The organism is Actinoalloteichus fjordicus (genome assembly GCF_001941625.1).
GTDB classification, from domain to species: Bacteria; Actinomycetota; Actinomycetes; order Mycobacteriales; family Pseudonocardiaceae; genus Actinoalloteichus_A; species Actinoalloteichus_A fjordicus.
The window spans coordinates 1,157,640-1,171,809 of record NZ_CP016076.1 but is presented as its reverse complement, the minus strand read 5'-3'; the positions used below and the strand labels follow the sequence as shown (position 1 = coordinate 1,171,809).

Below are 14,170 nucleotides of genomic sequence, written 5' to 3'. Positions count from 1 at the left end.
CCGACCGCGCTCGGGCGCGGATCGGCGTCGCCTCCTCGGCAGCGGGCCTGCGGCGTGCGTCGCGGGAGAATGGGATCGTGATCAGCCGCCTCCCCACCGAGACCACTTCGGCGTCCGTCGGATCCGCGCACACCGGCGAGAGCCAGGACTACGCCACGCGAGCGTACGAGGAGGCCTTGGCGCTACGGCCTTCACTCGACGCCGGACTCGCCGCCGCCTTCGGTGCGATCCCGCGCGCGGACGACGTGCGCGTCACCGTTCATTCGGTACCGGCCGAGGACGGACACTCCGTCGAACTCCGCTGGCATGAGCGCCAGGACACCCCCGTCCCCGGTTCGGCGGTGGTCTACGTGCACGGCGGATCGATGGTCGCGGGCAGGCTCGACGACTACGAGCATCTGGTGAACCACTACGTGCACCGCACGGGCGTCCCGTTCTTGTCCGTCGGCTACCGCCTCGCACCGGAGCACCAGGGAACCGTCCCCGCCGCCGACACCTTCGCCGGGGTCCGCTGGCTGTTCGAGAACGCGGAACGGTCAGGCGTGGATGCAGCGCGGATCGCCGTCATGGGCGACAGCGCGGGCGGGGGCATCGGTGCGGGCGCAGTGCTCCTCGCGAGGGACCACGGCCTGCGCCCGGCGGCACAGATCCTGATCTACCCGACGCTCGACGACCGCACCGTGACGCCGGACCCGACCCTCACCGAGCACGTCGTCTGGTCCTACGAGGGCAACCGCACCGCCTGGACCGCCCTGCTCGGGACCGCCCGCGGCACCGACGCGGTACCGGCGGCAGCGGCCCCGGCACGGACGACGGACTTCTCGGGGCTGCCGCCGACCTACCTCGAGGTCGGGCAGCTCGACATCCTGCGAGACGAGACCCTCGACTACGCCCGCAGGCTCTACCGGGCAGGCGTGCCCTGCGAACTCCACGTACGCCCCTCTGCCGTACACGGCTTCGACTGGATCGACCCGGCCGCCGAGATCGCCCAGCACGCGATGCGAGACCGCGTCCGGAGGATCAGCTCGTTGTGACCGCGCATCAGGAGGCGACGATCGACACTCGTGCACTCCGTCGTCATCCGGCCTGCATAAGCAGCCGCACGGCAATCGACCGTCCGCGCCTGAGATGAGCGTCGAGGGCGTCCGAAGAAGTCGGAGCGGTGCGGCTCGTCGGCGCTGGGCAATGCCGCAGCAGCCCTGACGGGCCGCCTCGGCCTGCCCGGCGTCGTCCTGCAACGCAACCACAGCAGGCCCGGGAGCGACGTCACCTGCGCGGGGGCCGGAGGCTCGCACCCGCCGGAGAACACGACAAGCGAGACACGCCCGCGTCGTCCGCAGACATTGCTCGCTGACAAGACTGTGGAGGTCAGGGGACCTAGCGTTCACGCAGGATCAGCCGGCCGACCGTGATCGTCTCGGCGGAGTCGCCCAGGCTTCATGAGACTGCCCTCGAGCATCAGCCGACGTTCGTCGGCTGCGATCCGGCACACCCGCTGCGTCTGCGCTGGTTTGCGCACCTGCGCGATCGTGCCATGCGCTGCCGGAACTGCCCGGTCGTCACGACAGACCCGGCGAGGCCGGATGGAACAGCCGGAGCCTGCGGACGCGGTCCCGATCCAGGTCCAGCAGCCAACACGCCCGGGCGGGACAGCCGGCCACACCTGGGGGATTGAGCACGTCGATCTGCCAGACGAGCACGTCACGGCCGGCGACCGCGGTGACCAGCCGCTGCCGGATGCCTGAGTCCACGCTCTTTGCCATGACGTCGGCAACCCCGCGGATGCCGTGGACCTGGCGCCCGTCGGTCCAGCTCGCGGTGGCGTCGGGATGCCAGCGGTCCCGCAGCACCGAGGCGAATTCGCCTGCGTTGCCCGCGGCGATGGTGTACTCGGCCTCGTGCCCGCGGGCACGGGCGAACGCGCTCGCGTCGTCCGGGAACGTGTGCTCGGTCGCACTCAGCTCCCGGAGCAGCACGGTGCGGGCCTGGTTGAGCCGGCTGCGCACGGTCCCCATGGGAACGCCGCAGGCCAGCGCCATATCCTGATAGGAACGGGCAGCGGTGAAGTACCGCAGGAGCGTCACTTCCTGTAGCGGTGGCGAGAGCCGCTGGATGGCATGCCAGACCCAGTCCCGTGCTGCGGCGCGGTCCAGGGCCTGGTGTGGATCGGTGGACACTGAAGGCGGCTCGTCGAGGGCAACGGGGGAAGGCGAGCGCAGCCGCATCCGGCAGCCGTTGCGGACGATGGTCCGCAACCACGGTCCGAGGGCAGCGGGATTGCGCAGATCGGCGAGACGGCTCATGGCGGTCAGCGCGGCGTCCTGCACAGCGTCCTCGGCCTCGACCGGATCCCCGAGCACGGCGATCGCGACTGCGGTCATGCCAGCGCGATGCCGGGTGAACAACGCACCGAAGCTGGTGCTGTCACCTGCCAAGGCGAGCGCCACCAGCTCTTCATCTGGCGTCACAACCGCGAGTATGCCAGGGCTCGGCAGGCAGGCAGGCAGTCGCGGGTCCGGATGGCGGGTGATCCGGCGGGAACGAGTGCGTGCCCGACCGTTTTTCTTTCCGTCTCGTCGAACTTTTCTGGTCCGGGCTGCATCTCGTCGGCAGACCCCACCACCTCCGGTCGGGGCATGACCTGCGAATGGAGACAGTTCGTGACGAGCACTTCCACCTTCGTCCTGGTACCGGGCGCCGGACACGGCGGCTGGCAATGGACGCCGGTCGCCCACCGGCTCCGCGCCGCAGGCCACACCGCGATCACGCTCACGCTGCCGGGATTCGCCGACGGTGACGAGCGCGCCGCACTGCGTCTGTCCGATGCGGTCGAGCACACCGTCCAGGCGGTGCTCGACCGCGAGCTCACCGACGTCACCTTCGTTGCGCACAGCTGGGGCGGTTATCCGGTCACCGCCGCCACGCACCGGCTCGCGGGCCAGGTCTCCAAGGTGATCTTCTACAGTGCCCTGGTCCCCGCCCGCGGCGTGCCGCTGGTGGACGAGAACCCGGACTACGCCACGATGATCCGGGACGCCATTGCGGCGAGCCCGGACGGTACCGTCGACGTCTCCCGGGAGCTGGCAGGCCTGCTCGCGCCCGACGCTCCCCAAGCCACTCGTGACCTGCTGTTCGACTTGCTCGAACCCACTCCCGGCGCCTATTACACCGACGCCCTGGACCTGCCCGACCTCACGTCCCTCGACGTGGACCTGGCTTATCTGCTCGCCGAGAACGACCAGGTCCTGGCGCGGCCGGGCGCCGAGTTCGCCACGCGCCTCGGCTTGAGCCCGGTGATCGTGCCAGGACCCCACGACGGCATGCTCACCCATCCCGACGAGGTCACGCAAGCGATCTTGCTCAGCTGACGGCGCGTCGGTGCCGGAAGTCCAGACCAGCGGCGGGGCGCCGATGCTCCGGCGTGGATCATCGGGGCACCCGCACGGTGGTTCCTCCCCGTCGACCGGGGTCGCGGACCGATCTCAGATCGCACGTCGAGTCCGTTCAGGGCTTCCCGCACGGCGGCATCGGGTCCGTCGTGTCGCTGGTCGCAGATCTGCGAGTCCTCGGCGAGCAGGTGGCTCGACAGCAGCACGGCCCTGGACGGAAACCGGTAGCCGTCCGGCCGAACTCGCACCCTTCGGCCTGCACCGCCTCGCAGCCGGACCCGCCCTCGCCCACTGACGCAGGACGGTCGGCGGGAACCGCGATGTACGCCATCAGTGGCCGCGCGGTTCCCGTCGACGGACGAAAACTCACGTCGAGCGGTGCCGCCTGGCGGCCTCGCCCTCGGCCAGCAGGTACTCGACCTCCGCGACGCGGGAGCGCAGCGCATCGACGACGCGGTCGGCGTGACGGTAGTGAATGGTTCATCGACCCAGCGGAGTCAACCGGAATCGACCTCCAGGCCGCGTCGACTACGCCCGCGGGCTCTACCGGGCAGGCGTGCCCTGCGGACTGCACGTACGCTCCTCGGCCGTGCACGGCTTCGACTGGATCGACCAGCCGCCGAGATCGCCCAGCACGCGATGCGCGACCGCGTCCGAGTGATCAGCTCGTTGTGACCGCGCATCAGATCATGGCGGCGCGCATCCCGGTGTAGCGCGAGTCCCTCCTTAGTTCGTGCGATGCGACGTGGATCAATCGGCGGGGAGGGTGATGACGGTCTTGCCCCTGGCGCCGCCCTTGGCGAGCGACTCCAGCGCCTGGGGGGTCTGATCGAACGGGTAGGTCTTCCCCACGACCGGGCGAAGAACGCCGCTCTCGACGAGCGTGGTGATCTGGCGGAGCTGGTCTCCACTCGCATGCATGAAGAGGAACTCGTAGCTGACACCGAGCTTCTTCGCCTGCCTGCGGACCTTGCCGCTCAGCACGGTGATCGCCAGCCGCAGCACGGGGTTCAACCCGGCCGTCTTCGCGAACAGGGGGTCCGGCGGGCCGGAGATCCCGATCGCCTTCCCCCCGGGACGGAGGACCCGCAGCGACTTCTCGAGGTTCTCCCCGCCGAGGCTGTCGAGCACCAGGTCGTAGCCGGAGAGCTCCTTCTCGAAGTCCTGCGTGCGGTAGTCGATGACGGTGTCCGCGCCGAGCTCGCGAACGAAGTCGGCATTGGAACCGCTCGCCGTGGTCGCGACCGTCGCGCCCAGGTGCTTGGCAAACTGGATCGCGACCGTACCGACCCCACCTGCGCCTGCATGGATGAGGACCTTCTGGCCTGCCTGCACGTTCCCGCGCTCGACGAGCGCCTGCCACGCGGTCAACGCCACCAGCGGCAGCGAAGCCGCCGCCACGGAGCCGAGGGATGCGGGACGGCGAGCGAGGTCGGACTCGTCGACGGCGACACGTTCGGCAAAGGTGCCGATCCGCCCGTCACGCGGACGGCCGTAGACCTCCTCGCCTGGCGTGAACCCGCGCACCCTCGCCCCGACACGGACCACGGTCCCCGCGACGTCGTGCCCGAGAATCAGCGGGAGCTTGTACGGGAGGATCCGCTTGAATGCACCTTCCCTGATCTTCTCGTCCAGCTGGTTCAGACCTGCCGCGACGACCCGAACGAGCACATCCGTCTCTCCGACGACGGGCTCGGGGACGTCCTCCTCCGACAACCGACCCTTGTATTCGTGGACGACGAACGCTCTCATGATTCGCTCTCTTTCTCTGACGGTTTGCGACTAGGCCGATGCAGATGAGTCAGCTGCCAATCTGATCGGTTCGGCGGGATCCCCACCTGACACGGAGGCGGCATGGACCAACCACGCGAGTGATGACGCATCACCGTCAGCACAGGCAAGAGAAATCAGACAGCATCCATTCGCCGACGCGAGCGTCAGCCGCCGTATCAGCGAGCGGCAAGTGGGAATCTGGCTCAGCGGTGAGCTCTCGCAGCCCGGGGCTGTTTGTCTCGCACCGCTTGACTCCGATCGCCTGGCAGGGCCGTGGAGACACCTCGAGCCGGACCTGGACATCGGCGATGTGACTATCGGCAGTAGACAGCGCCGATATCGCAGCGTTACTTGTCGCGATCCGTGGAATCGGAAAGAGGTCGATTCGCGTGGTCGTAGTCCTCCTGCGATGCTGACACATCGCCGAGGTGCGTGATCGCCCATTCCTGTAGTGCGCGTAGCGGTTCGCGCAGGGTACGGCCCGCCTCGGTGAGCGTGTACTCGACGCGGACCGGAACTTCGGGGTGAACGGTGCGGTGCACGAGCCCGTCCCGTTCGAGCCCGCGGAGAGTCTGGGTAAGCATCTTCTGCGAGACGCCCTCGATGCGTCGACGCAGCTCTGAGAAGCGGGCGTTGCCGTCCCAGAGGGCGCCCACTATCAGCACCGTCCAACGGTCGCCGACGCGATCCAGGATGTGGCGAGTCGGGCAGTCCGCGCGGTAGGGGCTGCCACGGAGCACCGACTCGGCCTGGGTGGTTACCACAAAGTGCCTTCTTCCCATTGGAGAGTTGCACTCATACGGTAATCGCAGCGCCGCATCCGGCGCCACGCACTCCACAGAAAGGTACTTCGTGTCTCGAATTACTGTCCTCGGCGGCACCGGTTATGCCGGTTCGGCCATCGTCGCGGAGGCCGCAGCACGGGGTCACCGAGTCACCGCGCTGAGCCGCTCCCTCCCCGAGGCGCCACTCCCGAACGTGACCTACGTCCAAGGCGACGCCGCCGATGAGGCAACGCTCTCGGCGCCCATCGAGGGCGCGGACGCCGTAGTGGGCGCCATCGCCCCACGCGGCCCGCTGGCCCACACGTTCCGCGACGCCTACCGCACCATCGCGCGCCTGGCCGATGACGCAGGCGCACCCCTGTACGTCGTCGGCGGAGCCTCGTCGCTGCGCCCCGCGCCCGGGGCGGATCGCTTCGTCACCGACCTCAGCCACATCCCCGCCGAACTTCACGACGAGATCCGCTCCGGGGCGGCGCTCATCCTCGAGGATCTCCCGGCCGCACCCGCGACACTCGACTGGATCTTCGTCAGCCCGGCGCTGCGGTTCGGCGCCCGGATGCCGGGCGAACGACTCGGCCGTTACCGGCTCGGCGACGACGTCGCGGTCCAGCCCGACGGCGGCGCGATCTCCGCCGCTGACTATGCCCTCGGGTTCGTCGACCTGATCGAGAAGGGCGAGCATCACCGGGTACAGGTCAATCTGAGCCACTGATCGGAACGGCTCCGGAAGGGTCGTCTGGTTCCGATGAACGTGTTGAACGCAGTGGAACGCACAGCCATGCTTTAGTTCCGATCCCGGTTGAGTGGGGTGAAGACGACCGAGACTCACCGCCTTCGCCACTCGTCCCCGATCACGAAGTCTTCATCGGCACGGTCGGGCGGACCGATCCGTTTGAGATCGCTGACGGCAACGGCGGAGAGACCCATGGCGAGACCGCGCGGCGCGAATCCCCTCGGTGTGGCCGGTCTCGTGCGCCGGGGTCCCCCGTGAGAGCTATCCGAATCGTCCCCTCGGCGGGGATTCCGCGACGGCCGAGCGCTCATAGCCTTCACCGGGTCACCAGATCAGGTGGCGATTGATCAGCCGGAGGTCATGAGTGGACGCGGAAGCCGCCGAGCGCACGGATCACGAGATCGGGCGTTTCCACCGCGTCTTGCGGTCTCCGCTCGGGTGGATGCTGGTCGGCACCGTCGGCATCGGCGGAGTGTCGGCGCTGTCCTCAAGTGGGCACCCGGTGCTCGCCGTCGTCGGGGCCGTGGCCGCCGTCGCCGTCTACTGGGTGGTCATGCGCTACGTGGCGCGGCGGAGCGTGCCGGAGATCGCGCCGAGGCGGGCGGTGTCCCACGCGGCGATCGGCAGCGCACTCGGTGTCGTGCTCATCGCCGCCTCGGTGCTCATGGTGATCACGGAGTTCTCGTTCACCCGCTCGTCCGGCGGCAGCACGGCGATCGTGGCGAGCATGGTGGTCGTACAACTCTGGGCGGCGGTGACCGAGGAGCTGATCTTCCGAGGTCTGGTGTTGCAGGCGTTGGAACGGCTGTGGGGCAGTGGGATGGCACTGGCGATCACCGCTGTGCTGTTCGGGCTCCTGCACCTGGCCAACCCTGGTGCCACGGTGTGGAGCTCGTTCGCGATCGCCGTCGAGGCCGGGGTGCTGCTCGGTGCGGCGTTCCTGTGGCGGCGCAACCTCTGGCTGGTAATCGGCCTGCACTTCGCGTGGAACACCAGCGTGGCGTTGCTCGGCATCCCCGTCTCGGGTCATGAGGCCGTCGGGGTGCTGACCGCACAGCCGACCGGCCCGGACCTGTTGACCGGGGGTATTTTCGGCATCGAGGCGTCGATCGCCCCCATAGTCGTGAGCCTGCTGCTCGCCACGCCCATGCTCATCGCCGCGCGCAGGCGCGGGAACCTGGCGCCATGGCGCCACCGCTAGGCTGCGCAGGATGCTCGTCGACACGGCATCCCTCCGCGCCATGGTCCGGCGGCGCGATCACCCGATTCCCCGCCAGGACATCGCGTTGGCGGTGGGAGTCGCGGTACTGGCCTTCGTCCCCACGGTGTCCCACATCGGGCCGGAGATCGGCGATCTCCCCCGGCTGCAGGTCGGCACGTCCGGCGGGGCGATCGGACTGGTTGTGACTCTGGCGCTGTGTCTGCCGCTGGCGGTACGGAGCCGGTGGCCCGCCGCGTGCGTCCTGATCACCAGCGGTGCGTTCGCGGTCAGTCAGGTGCTGGGCTACCCGGACACGTTCGGAAAGGTGGGATTCCTCCTCGCCTTGTATGCCGCCGGAGCACACCTCGTCCGGTTCCGGCTGGGGCTGGGTGCGGTGCTGACGACGAGTTACGTGGTCCTCGTGGTCGTGTTGCACGAACTGGGGTCACCCCAGGGGTTTCTCGACTATCTCGCGTTCTATCTGTTGACGGCGGTGATCTGGTTGGCTGGGAGCGGTGTGCGCAGGTGGCGCGCCGAAGGAGCCGAACGCGAGCGGCTGGCCGCAGCCGTGGCCGCATCCGCCGAGCGGGCGCGAATCGCTCGTGACCTCCACGACGTGGTCACCCATCACGTGACCGCGATGGTGGTCCAGGCCGACGCGGCACAGTTCGTGCTCGACACCGCACCGGCACGCGTCGAAGGAGGGCTGACCGCCATCAGCGAGACCGGGCGCCGGGCGCTGACCGAGCTGCGGGCCCTGCTGGATGTGCTCGAGGCGACCGGCGACTCCACGACCCCGGCCAAGACACCGACCATGGGCAGTGTGGGCGACCTGGTCGAGCACGCCCGGATGTCGGGTCAGCCCGTCGAGCTGACCGAGCAGGGCGTCGGCAGGCCGCAGTCCGTCGACGTGGAGCTGGCCGCTTACCGGGTGATACAGGAAGCGCTCACCAACGCCATCAAGTACGCGACCGGGCGACCGACCACGGTCCTGGTCCGACACGGCGAAGAGCACGTCGAGATCGAGGTGACCACCACAGGAACCGCCGCCGACACACCGGTCGCGCCGTCGGGAGGACGCGGTCTGACCGGGCTGCGGGAACGGGTGCGGATGCTCGACGGCGACCTGGTGGCCGGTCCTCGCTCGGACGGCGGCTTCCGCGTCCATGCCCTGATCCCGTCGGGCAGTGCCGGATGACCGAGTCGATCCGCGTCCTGATCTGCGAGGACCAGGAGCTGGTGCGCACCGGGTACGTCACCATCTTCTCGACACAGACCGACATGACGGTCGTCGGTGAGGCCGCAGACGGCCGTGCGGCGGTGGAGCTGGCAAGGCGGCTGCGCCCCGACGTGGTCGTGATGGACGTTCGCATGCCGGTTCTGGACGGCATCGAGGCGACCCGGCGGCTTGCCGGCCCCGGTGTCGAGGCACCGCCGAAGGTGCTGGTCGTCACCACCTTCAACGTCGACGCATACGTCTACGAGGCACTTCGCGCAGGCGCCAGCGGCTTCCTGCTCAAGGACACCCCGCCTGCCCGACTGCTCGACGGCATCCGCACCATCGCCCGCGGCGAGTCCCTGCTGGCGCCCGCAGTCACCCGAAGCCTGATCGGCCGCTTCGCCGAACGACTGCGCCCGACCGACACCTCGCACCCGGAACGAGACCACGTCGTGCGGACGCTCACCCGCCGCGAACTGGAGGTTCTCCAACAGCTCGCCGCAGGCCTGTCCAATGCCGAGATCGCCGAGAAGCTGGTCATCTCCACGGAGACGGTGAAGACCTACGTATCCCGAATCCTCACCAAACTCGGCTTACGGGACCGCGTGCAGGCAGTCGTCCTCGCCTACCGGATCGGTCTGGTGCGCAGAGAGGACTGATCGCGGCACGCCGAGCCGACTGTCGCGACACGTGCTCAGATCACCGTCGTACCCAGCGGTGGTCAGCATCCAGGTCGACATTGCCGCCGACACTGCCGGTGACGACGTGGCGGCAGGCGAAACGATCACGGTCTTCCAGGACGGCGACGGCTTGTTCCACGGCGGCCGGCGCTATCGGCGCCTCCTCAGCCAACGTGTGACCCGCAGCGGTGAGCTGCACCCGACGGCTCGAACACACCGAGAGCGGCGTTCGAGGGCCTCCTCGAGCTTCCAGATCTGATGGCTCAGCGACGGCTGGGAGAGATAGAGACGGATGACTGCGCGACCGAAGTGAAGTTCCTCGGCTACGGCAATGAAGTAGCGCAGAACGCGGGAGCGGATCGATAGACGAATCCTATCGGCGGGCGTCCTGGCAAGTCTTGGACGCCCGCCGATCACCGCCGTAGCGTCGTTCTCGACACGCCGAGGACGTCGCAAGTGCCCTCGTCAAGGCTGGTCAAGCCGGGTCTTGTCCGATTCCCGTGATCGCGCGGTCCGGGCTCGGCCTGCTCGTCTACCGGGTGGCGCCACCCGAGCTCTCTGACTCTGACTGTCGAACGTCGAACTCGTCCACGCAGGAGAAGACATCGTGACGCGTACCGCAAAGGCCGGACTCGAAGCGCTGCTCACCCCCGAGGAGAGCGTCCTGGTACTCATCGACCATCAGCCCTTCCAGTTCGCGAACCTCAACAGCCACGAATCGACCATGATCGTCAACAACGTGGTCGGCCTGGCCAAGCTCGCGAAGGGACTCGACGTCCCCACCGTGCTGACCACGGTCATCGAGGAACGCGGCGGTTACCTCATCAAGGCCCTCCAGGACGTCTTCCCGGACCAGAAGCCGATCAACCGCACACTCATCAACACCTGGCAGGACCGCAACGTCGTCGACGTCGTGGAGAAGACCGGGCGCAAGAAGCTGATCATCGCCGGGCTGTGGACGGAGATCTGCGTCGCCATGCCCGCCATCCAGGCAGTGGGTGAGGGCTACGACGTCTTCGTCGTCACGGACGCCAGCGGCGGGGCCACTGCCGAGGCGCACGACATGGCGGTGCGTCGCATGGTGCAGGCAGGCGTGGTGCCCATCACCTGGACGGTCCTGGCCGGTGAATGGCAGCGCGACTGGGCCGACGAGGCGAGGGCAGCCGTGACCACGCCGGTGCTCGCCGAACACGGTGGCGGTAGCGGGATCGCGCTCGCCTGGGAGCTGCAACTGCTGGCCACGCCACCCACCACCGGTGGTGTCGGCGTGTAACGCAGGAGCTTGCCGAGTCGGCGGCGGGTCTGGCGCGCATGGCGTGCGCCAGACCCGCCTCCCGGTGCGTCAACGAGCGGTCGGCGAGCACACACCACCAAGACAGGCGCAGAAACAGCTCGAAAAGATGGTCATGTCCGCAACCGCCACCGACGCGCCCGGCGAGGGCACCGTGGGAGACGACGCAACTCATTCGAACGGCACGTTCCGTACCCGGAAGCCGACGGCACATACGAGGCGATCACCATCGGGGTGGGCGCCTGCAACCTCTACACCCCGGCTGGGAAGAGCCGCACTACCGCGACCTGGCGAACGTCGTCGTCCATTCCGATCTCGATGCCGCTCGCGACGGTCCTGCCGTGCGGTGGCAGGCAGCGGGGGCATCAGGTGAGCAGGCGACGGCGGTAGCCCTCGGCCACCGCCGAGGCTCGATCGCGAACGCCGAGCTTGTCGTAGATGTGTTGCAGATGGGTCTTGATGCTCGCTTCGCCGATGAACAACGCTGTAGCGGCCTCTCGATTCGAACTGCCGTTCGCGACCAATTGCAGCACCTCCTTCTCTCGATCGGTCAGTGTGCCTGCGCCCGGCCGCCGAACCTGCCCCATCAGGTGCTGCGTCACCGACGGCGCGAGCACCGACTCGCCACGCGCGGCTGCACGGACGGCTCGCATCAGCTCGTCGGGCAGAGCATCCTTCAGCAGATATCCGATCGCACCAGCCTCGATCGCAGGCAGTACGTCGCTCTCGCTGTCGAAGGTGGTCAGGATCAGCACTCGGGCACTCGGGACCCGCTCGCGCAGGGCTGCGGTCGCGGCGACGCCGTCCATCCCGGGCATCCGAAGGTCCATGAGCACGACATCCGCGGCCAGCAGCTTCGCACGTTCGATGCCCTCGGCGCCGTCCCCTGCCTCACCGACCACGATGATGTCCTCGGTGTCCGCGAAGGTGTCGCGAAGACCGCCCCTCACGATCGGATGGTCGTCGACGATCACTAGTCGAATCATCGGTCGGTCTCCCCCTTCGACCCCGCACCCCCGGGGGCGATCGCCGGAACGCGCGCACTGACGGAAGTTCCCTCACCCGGTGCGCTCTGCACCTCTATGTGACCGCCGACCCCTCTGATGCGTTGGCGCATGCTCGTCAGGCCGAAGCCGGTACCGGCCGCTTTCGCGAACCCGCGTCCATCATCCCGCACGTCCAACAGCACCTCGGCGCCCGTGTACGACAGCGTGACCCCGACGCGCGAGGCCGCCGCGTGCTTCGCCACGTTGGTCAGCGACTCCTGCGCGACCCGAAAGAGCGACACCTCGATCGCCGGGCTCAGTGGCTCTCGGTCGCCGGTGACCTCCACCTGCGCTCGCACCCCATGGTCCTCCGCCCATCGCTCGGTCAACGTGCGCAGCGCGTCGGGGAGGTGCGCTCGCCCGAGTTCCTGGGGAGCGAGCGCCTGCACGGACCGTCTGGCCTCGGTCAGACTGCTGCGCGCGAGCCGAAGTGCCCGCGCGACGTGCTCTTCCGTCTCGCCCTGCACACTCGCGGAACGCTCCGCGGCCTGGAGCTGCGTGATGATGCCTGCGAGCCCCTGGGCCAGAGTGTCGTGGATCTCGCCTGCCAAGCGCTGCCGCTCATCCTGGGCTCCGGATTCACGGGCCTGGACGACCAGTTGGGCATGGAGCCCGGCGTTCTCGTGCAGTGCCGCCTCGAGTCGCTCGACCAGTTCCTCCCGCTTGCGTTCCGCTGATTCGTTGCGCGCCGTCAGCAGGATGCCCGCCGCGATCGCCGCGGTCTGCACGGCGACGATCAGGGTGAACTCCGCGAGCGACTCCGGGGTCGGGTCAGCCCACACCCGCATCGCCGAGCCGTTGAGGGCCACGGAGGTGGCCAGGACTCCGAGCACCCCCAACGGCCACGGTGTGAGCAGGTGCGCGTGGAAGAAGCCCGCGATGGTGAAGACGAGGAAGATGTCGGAGTACGTCATGAGGGTGACGCACAGTGCCAGCAGCCCGACGAGGTAGATGCCCGCCGACGCGGGCCGGAGCATCCTCCTCCTGAGGGGCAGCGTGTGCCCGAACAGCACCCACAGCACCGAGGCCACGACCAGCCCGAAGACGGATGCGCCCACGGGCCAGAAGCGTTCGCCGGAGGCCGGCAGCACCCACGCGAAATAGATCGCCGTCGAGATCGTCAGCAGCAGCCACGGTGTGAACAACTGCAGAAGGTCCCAGACCCGCAGCTGATCCTCTTTCCAGGCCAGCTGGGAGCGATTCGCGATCTCCGCGCCTTCCGCGACGGCGGATTCGTGCGTCCCGGAGTTCGGACGCTCCACGGCCCCGGCATCCCGCATCATCGACACCTACTCCCAGCGGAAGAGTTTCGCGGCGACCGCGCTCGCGATCAGTGCGATGCCCGCCATTATGGCAATCTGCAGCCAGAAGGGCTGGCCACCGGCGGTGGCGGTGATCTCGCCCGCTTCGGCGGACCACGCCGCGGTGAGAGCCTGCAGCCCGGGCGGGATGAATTCGCCGACCTCGCGCAGCACGTCGGGCATGACGACACGGGGCAGGAAGGCCCCGCCGAAGAACATCAGCGCAACGAACAGGAGGGTGCCGATCTGGTTCGCGGCACTGCTCGTGCGAACCACGGCCGCAGAGATCATGCCGAGCCCGAGCAGCGCCGCATAGCCGACGATGAAGGCGACGATGAACTCCAGGGGTCGCTCGGGCGGCGCGATATCCAGCACCACCCACGCGAGGAAGATCATGAGTGTCGCGGAGACGACCACGGAGGTGAACGCGACGATCATCTGCGCGAGCAGGACGCTCCTGGGATGCGCAGGAGTGGTCGACATCCTCCGCAGGATGCCGCGCTCACGATACGTCGCGATCACCGACGGGACGTGCTGCACGGCGATCATCACCATCCCGAACACCAGTGCGGTCGGCGCCCAGATGTCGATGGACCGGAGCCCGCCGGTCTCCGGCGTCGACTCCCTGAGTGCCGGGACGGCACCCAGCCCGAGCAGGAGTGCCGTCGGGAACAGCACACCGAAGATGACGGTGGCAGAGTCTCGAAGGAAGAGGTTCGTCTCGACCTTGATCATCTTCCGGAGAGTGCGCA

General features: G+C 68.4%; 15 protein-coding genes. 7 read left to right on the top strand and 8 right to left on the bottom strand.

All coding sequences use genetic code 11. The features are described from left to right. Positions 1–77 precede the first annotated feature (77 nt). Positions 78–1,034 carry an alpha/beta hydrolase gene (locus UA74_RS05375; protein ID WP_075763938.1) on the top strand — a complete coding sequence of 319 codons (957 nt, stop codon included), beginning with the start codon at positions 78–80 and terminating at the stop codon, positions 1,032–1,034. 525 nt (positions 1,035–1,559) lie between these two features. Here the strand turns inward: UA74_RS05375 and UA74_RS05370 are convergent. Then, positions 1,560–2,468, bottom strand: a complete 909-nt coding sequence (locus UA74_RS05370) for an RNA polymerase sigma factor (RefSeq protein ID WP_198042938.1) — start codon at positions 2,466–2,468, stop codon at positions 1,560–1,562. 192 nt (positions 2,469–2,660) lie between these two features. Here UA74_RS05370 and UA74_RS05365 point away from each other — a divergent pair, with 192 nt between their 5' ends. After that, complete coding sequence (locus UA74_RS05365; RefSeq protein WP_198042937.1) at positions 2,661–3,368, top strand: alpha/beta fold hydrolase; 708 nt, start codon at positions 2,661–2,663, stop codon at positions 3,366–3,368. A gap of 771 nt (positions 3,369–4,139) precedes the next feature. Here UA74_RS05365 and UA74_RS05355 read toward each other — a convergent pair. Beyond that, positions 4,140–5,141, bottom strand: coding sequence for an NADP-dependent oxidoreductase (locus tag UA74_RS05355; protein WP_075739303.1), 1,002 nt, complete (start codon positions 5,139–5,141; stop codon positions 4,140–4,142). 368 nt (positions 5,142–5,509) lie between these two features. After that, positions 5,510–5,926 (bottom strand): winged helix-turn-helix transcriptional regulator, encoded by a 417-nt coding sequence (locus UA74_RS05350; RefSeq protein ID WP_232237639.1) that lies wholly within the window; start codon positions 5,924–5,926, stop codon positions 5,510–5,512. 88 nt (positions 5,927–6,014) lie between these two features. Between UA74_RS05350 and UA74_RS05345 the strand changes: the two genes are divergently transcribed. The 4 genes from UA74_RS05345 to UA74_RS05330 all read left to right on the top strand — a co-directional run bounded on the left by UA74_RS05345 (position 6,015) and on the right by UA74_RS05330 (position 9,759). Continuing rightward, the gene (locus tag UA74_RS05345) at positions 6,015–6,659 is read left to right on the top strand and encodes an NAD(P)-dependent oxidoreductase (protein ID WP_075763936.1); all 645 of its coding nucleotides are present in this window, start codon (positions 6,015–6,017) and stop codon (positions 6,657–6,659) included. Between the two features lie 385 nt (positions 6,660–7,044). Beyond that, positions 7,045–7,881: a CPBP family intramembrane glutamic endopeptidase gene (locus UA74_RS05340; RefSeq protein WP_075763934.1), complete on the top strand. Its 837-nt coding sequence runs from the start codon at positions 7,045–7,047 to the stop codon at positions 7,879–7,881. Positions 7,882–7,891: 10 nt separating this feature from the next. Further along, positions 7,892–9,079 carry a sensor histidine kinase gene (locus UA74_RS05335; RefSeq protein ID WP_075739299.1) on the top strand — a complete coding sequence of 396 codons (1,188 nt, stop codon included), beginning with the start codon at positions 7,892–7,894 and terminating at the stop codon, positions 9,077–9,079. Then, on the top strand, positions 9,076–9,759 hold the full coding sequence (locus UA74_RS05330; protein WP_075739298.1) for a response regulator: 684 nt from the start codon (positions 9,076–9,078) through the stop codon (positions 9,757–9,759). Before UA74_RS05335 ends, UA74_RS05330 begins: the two co-directional genes overlap by 4 nt. A 40-nt stretch (positions 9,760–9,799) precedes the next feature. On the opposite strand, the gene UA74_RS32675 is transcribed toward UA74_RS05330, so the two are convergent. Continuing rightward, entirely contained in the window at positions 9,800–9,979 is a 180-nt protein-coding gene (locus tag UA74_RS32675) for a hypothetical protein (RefSeq protein ID WP_198043199.1), read from the bottom strand. Beyond that, complete coding sequence (locus UA74_RS34115; protein ID WP_075739297.1) at positions 9,931–10,197, bottom strand: LysR family transcriptional regulator; 267 nt, start codon at positions 10,195–10,197, stop codon at positions 9,931–9,933. Before UA74_RS34115 ends, UA74_RS32675 begins: the two co-directional genes overlap by 49 nt. Positions 10,198–10,387: 190 nt before the next feature. Between UA74_RS34115 and UA74_RS05320 the strand changes: the two genes are divergently transcribed. After that, the gene (locus tag UA74_RS05320) at positions 10,388–11,053 is read left to right on the top strand and encodes a hydrolase (RefSeq protein ID WP_075739296.1); all 666 of its coding nucleotides are present in this window, start codon (positions 10,388–10,390) and stop codon (positions 11,051–11,053) included. Positions 11,054–11,436: 383 nt separating this feature from the next. Here UA74_RS05320 and UA74_RS05315 read toward each other — a convergent pair whose 3' ends face one another. The 3 genes from UA74_RS05315 to UA74_RS05305 are packed head-to-tail and all read right to left on the bottom strand — an operon-like array spanning position 11,437 to position 14,153. Then, positions 11,437–12,057 carry a response regulator gene (locus UA74_RS05315; RefSeq protein WP_075739295.1) on the bottom strand — a complete coding sequence of 207 codons (621 nt, stop codon included), beginning with the start codon at positions 12,055–12,057 and terminating at the stop codon, positions 11,437–11,439. After that, positions 12,054–13,400: a sensor histidine kinase gene (locus UA74_RS05310; protein ID WP_198042936.1), complete on the bottom strand. Its 1,347-nt coding sequence runs from the start codon at positions 13,398–13,400 to the stop codon at positions 12,054–12,056. Before UA74_RS05310 ends, UA74_RS05315 begins: the two co-directional genes overlap by 4 nt. A 6-nt stretch (positions 13,401–13,406) precedes the next feature. Then, positions 13,407–14,153, bottom strand: coding sequence for an ABC transporter permease (locus UA74_RS05305; RefSeq protein WP_083683927.1), 747 nt, complete (start codon positions 14,151–14,153; stop codon positions 13,407–13,409). Positions 14,154–14,170: the final 17 nt, after the last annotated feature.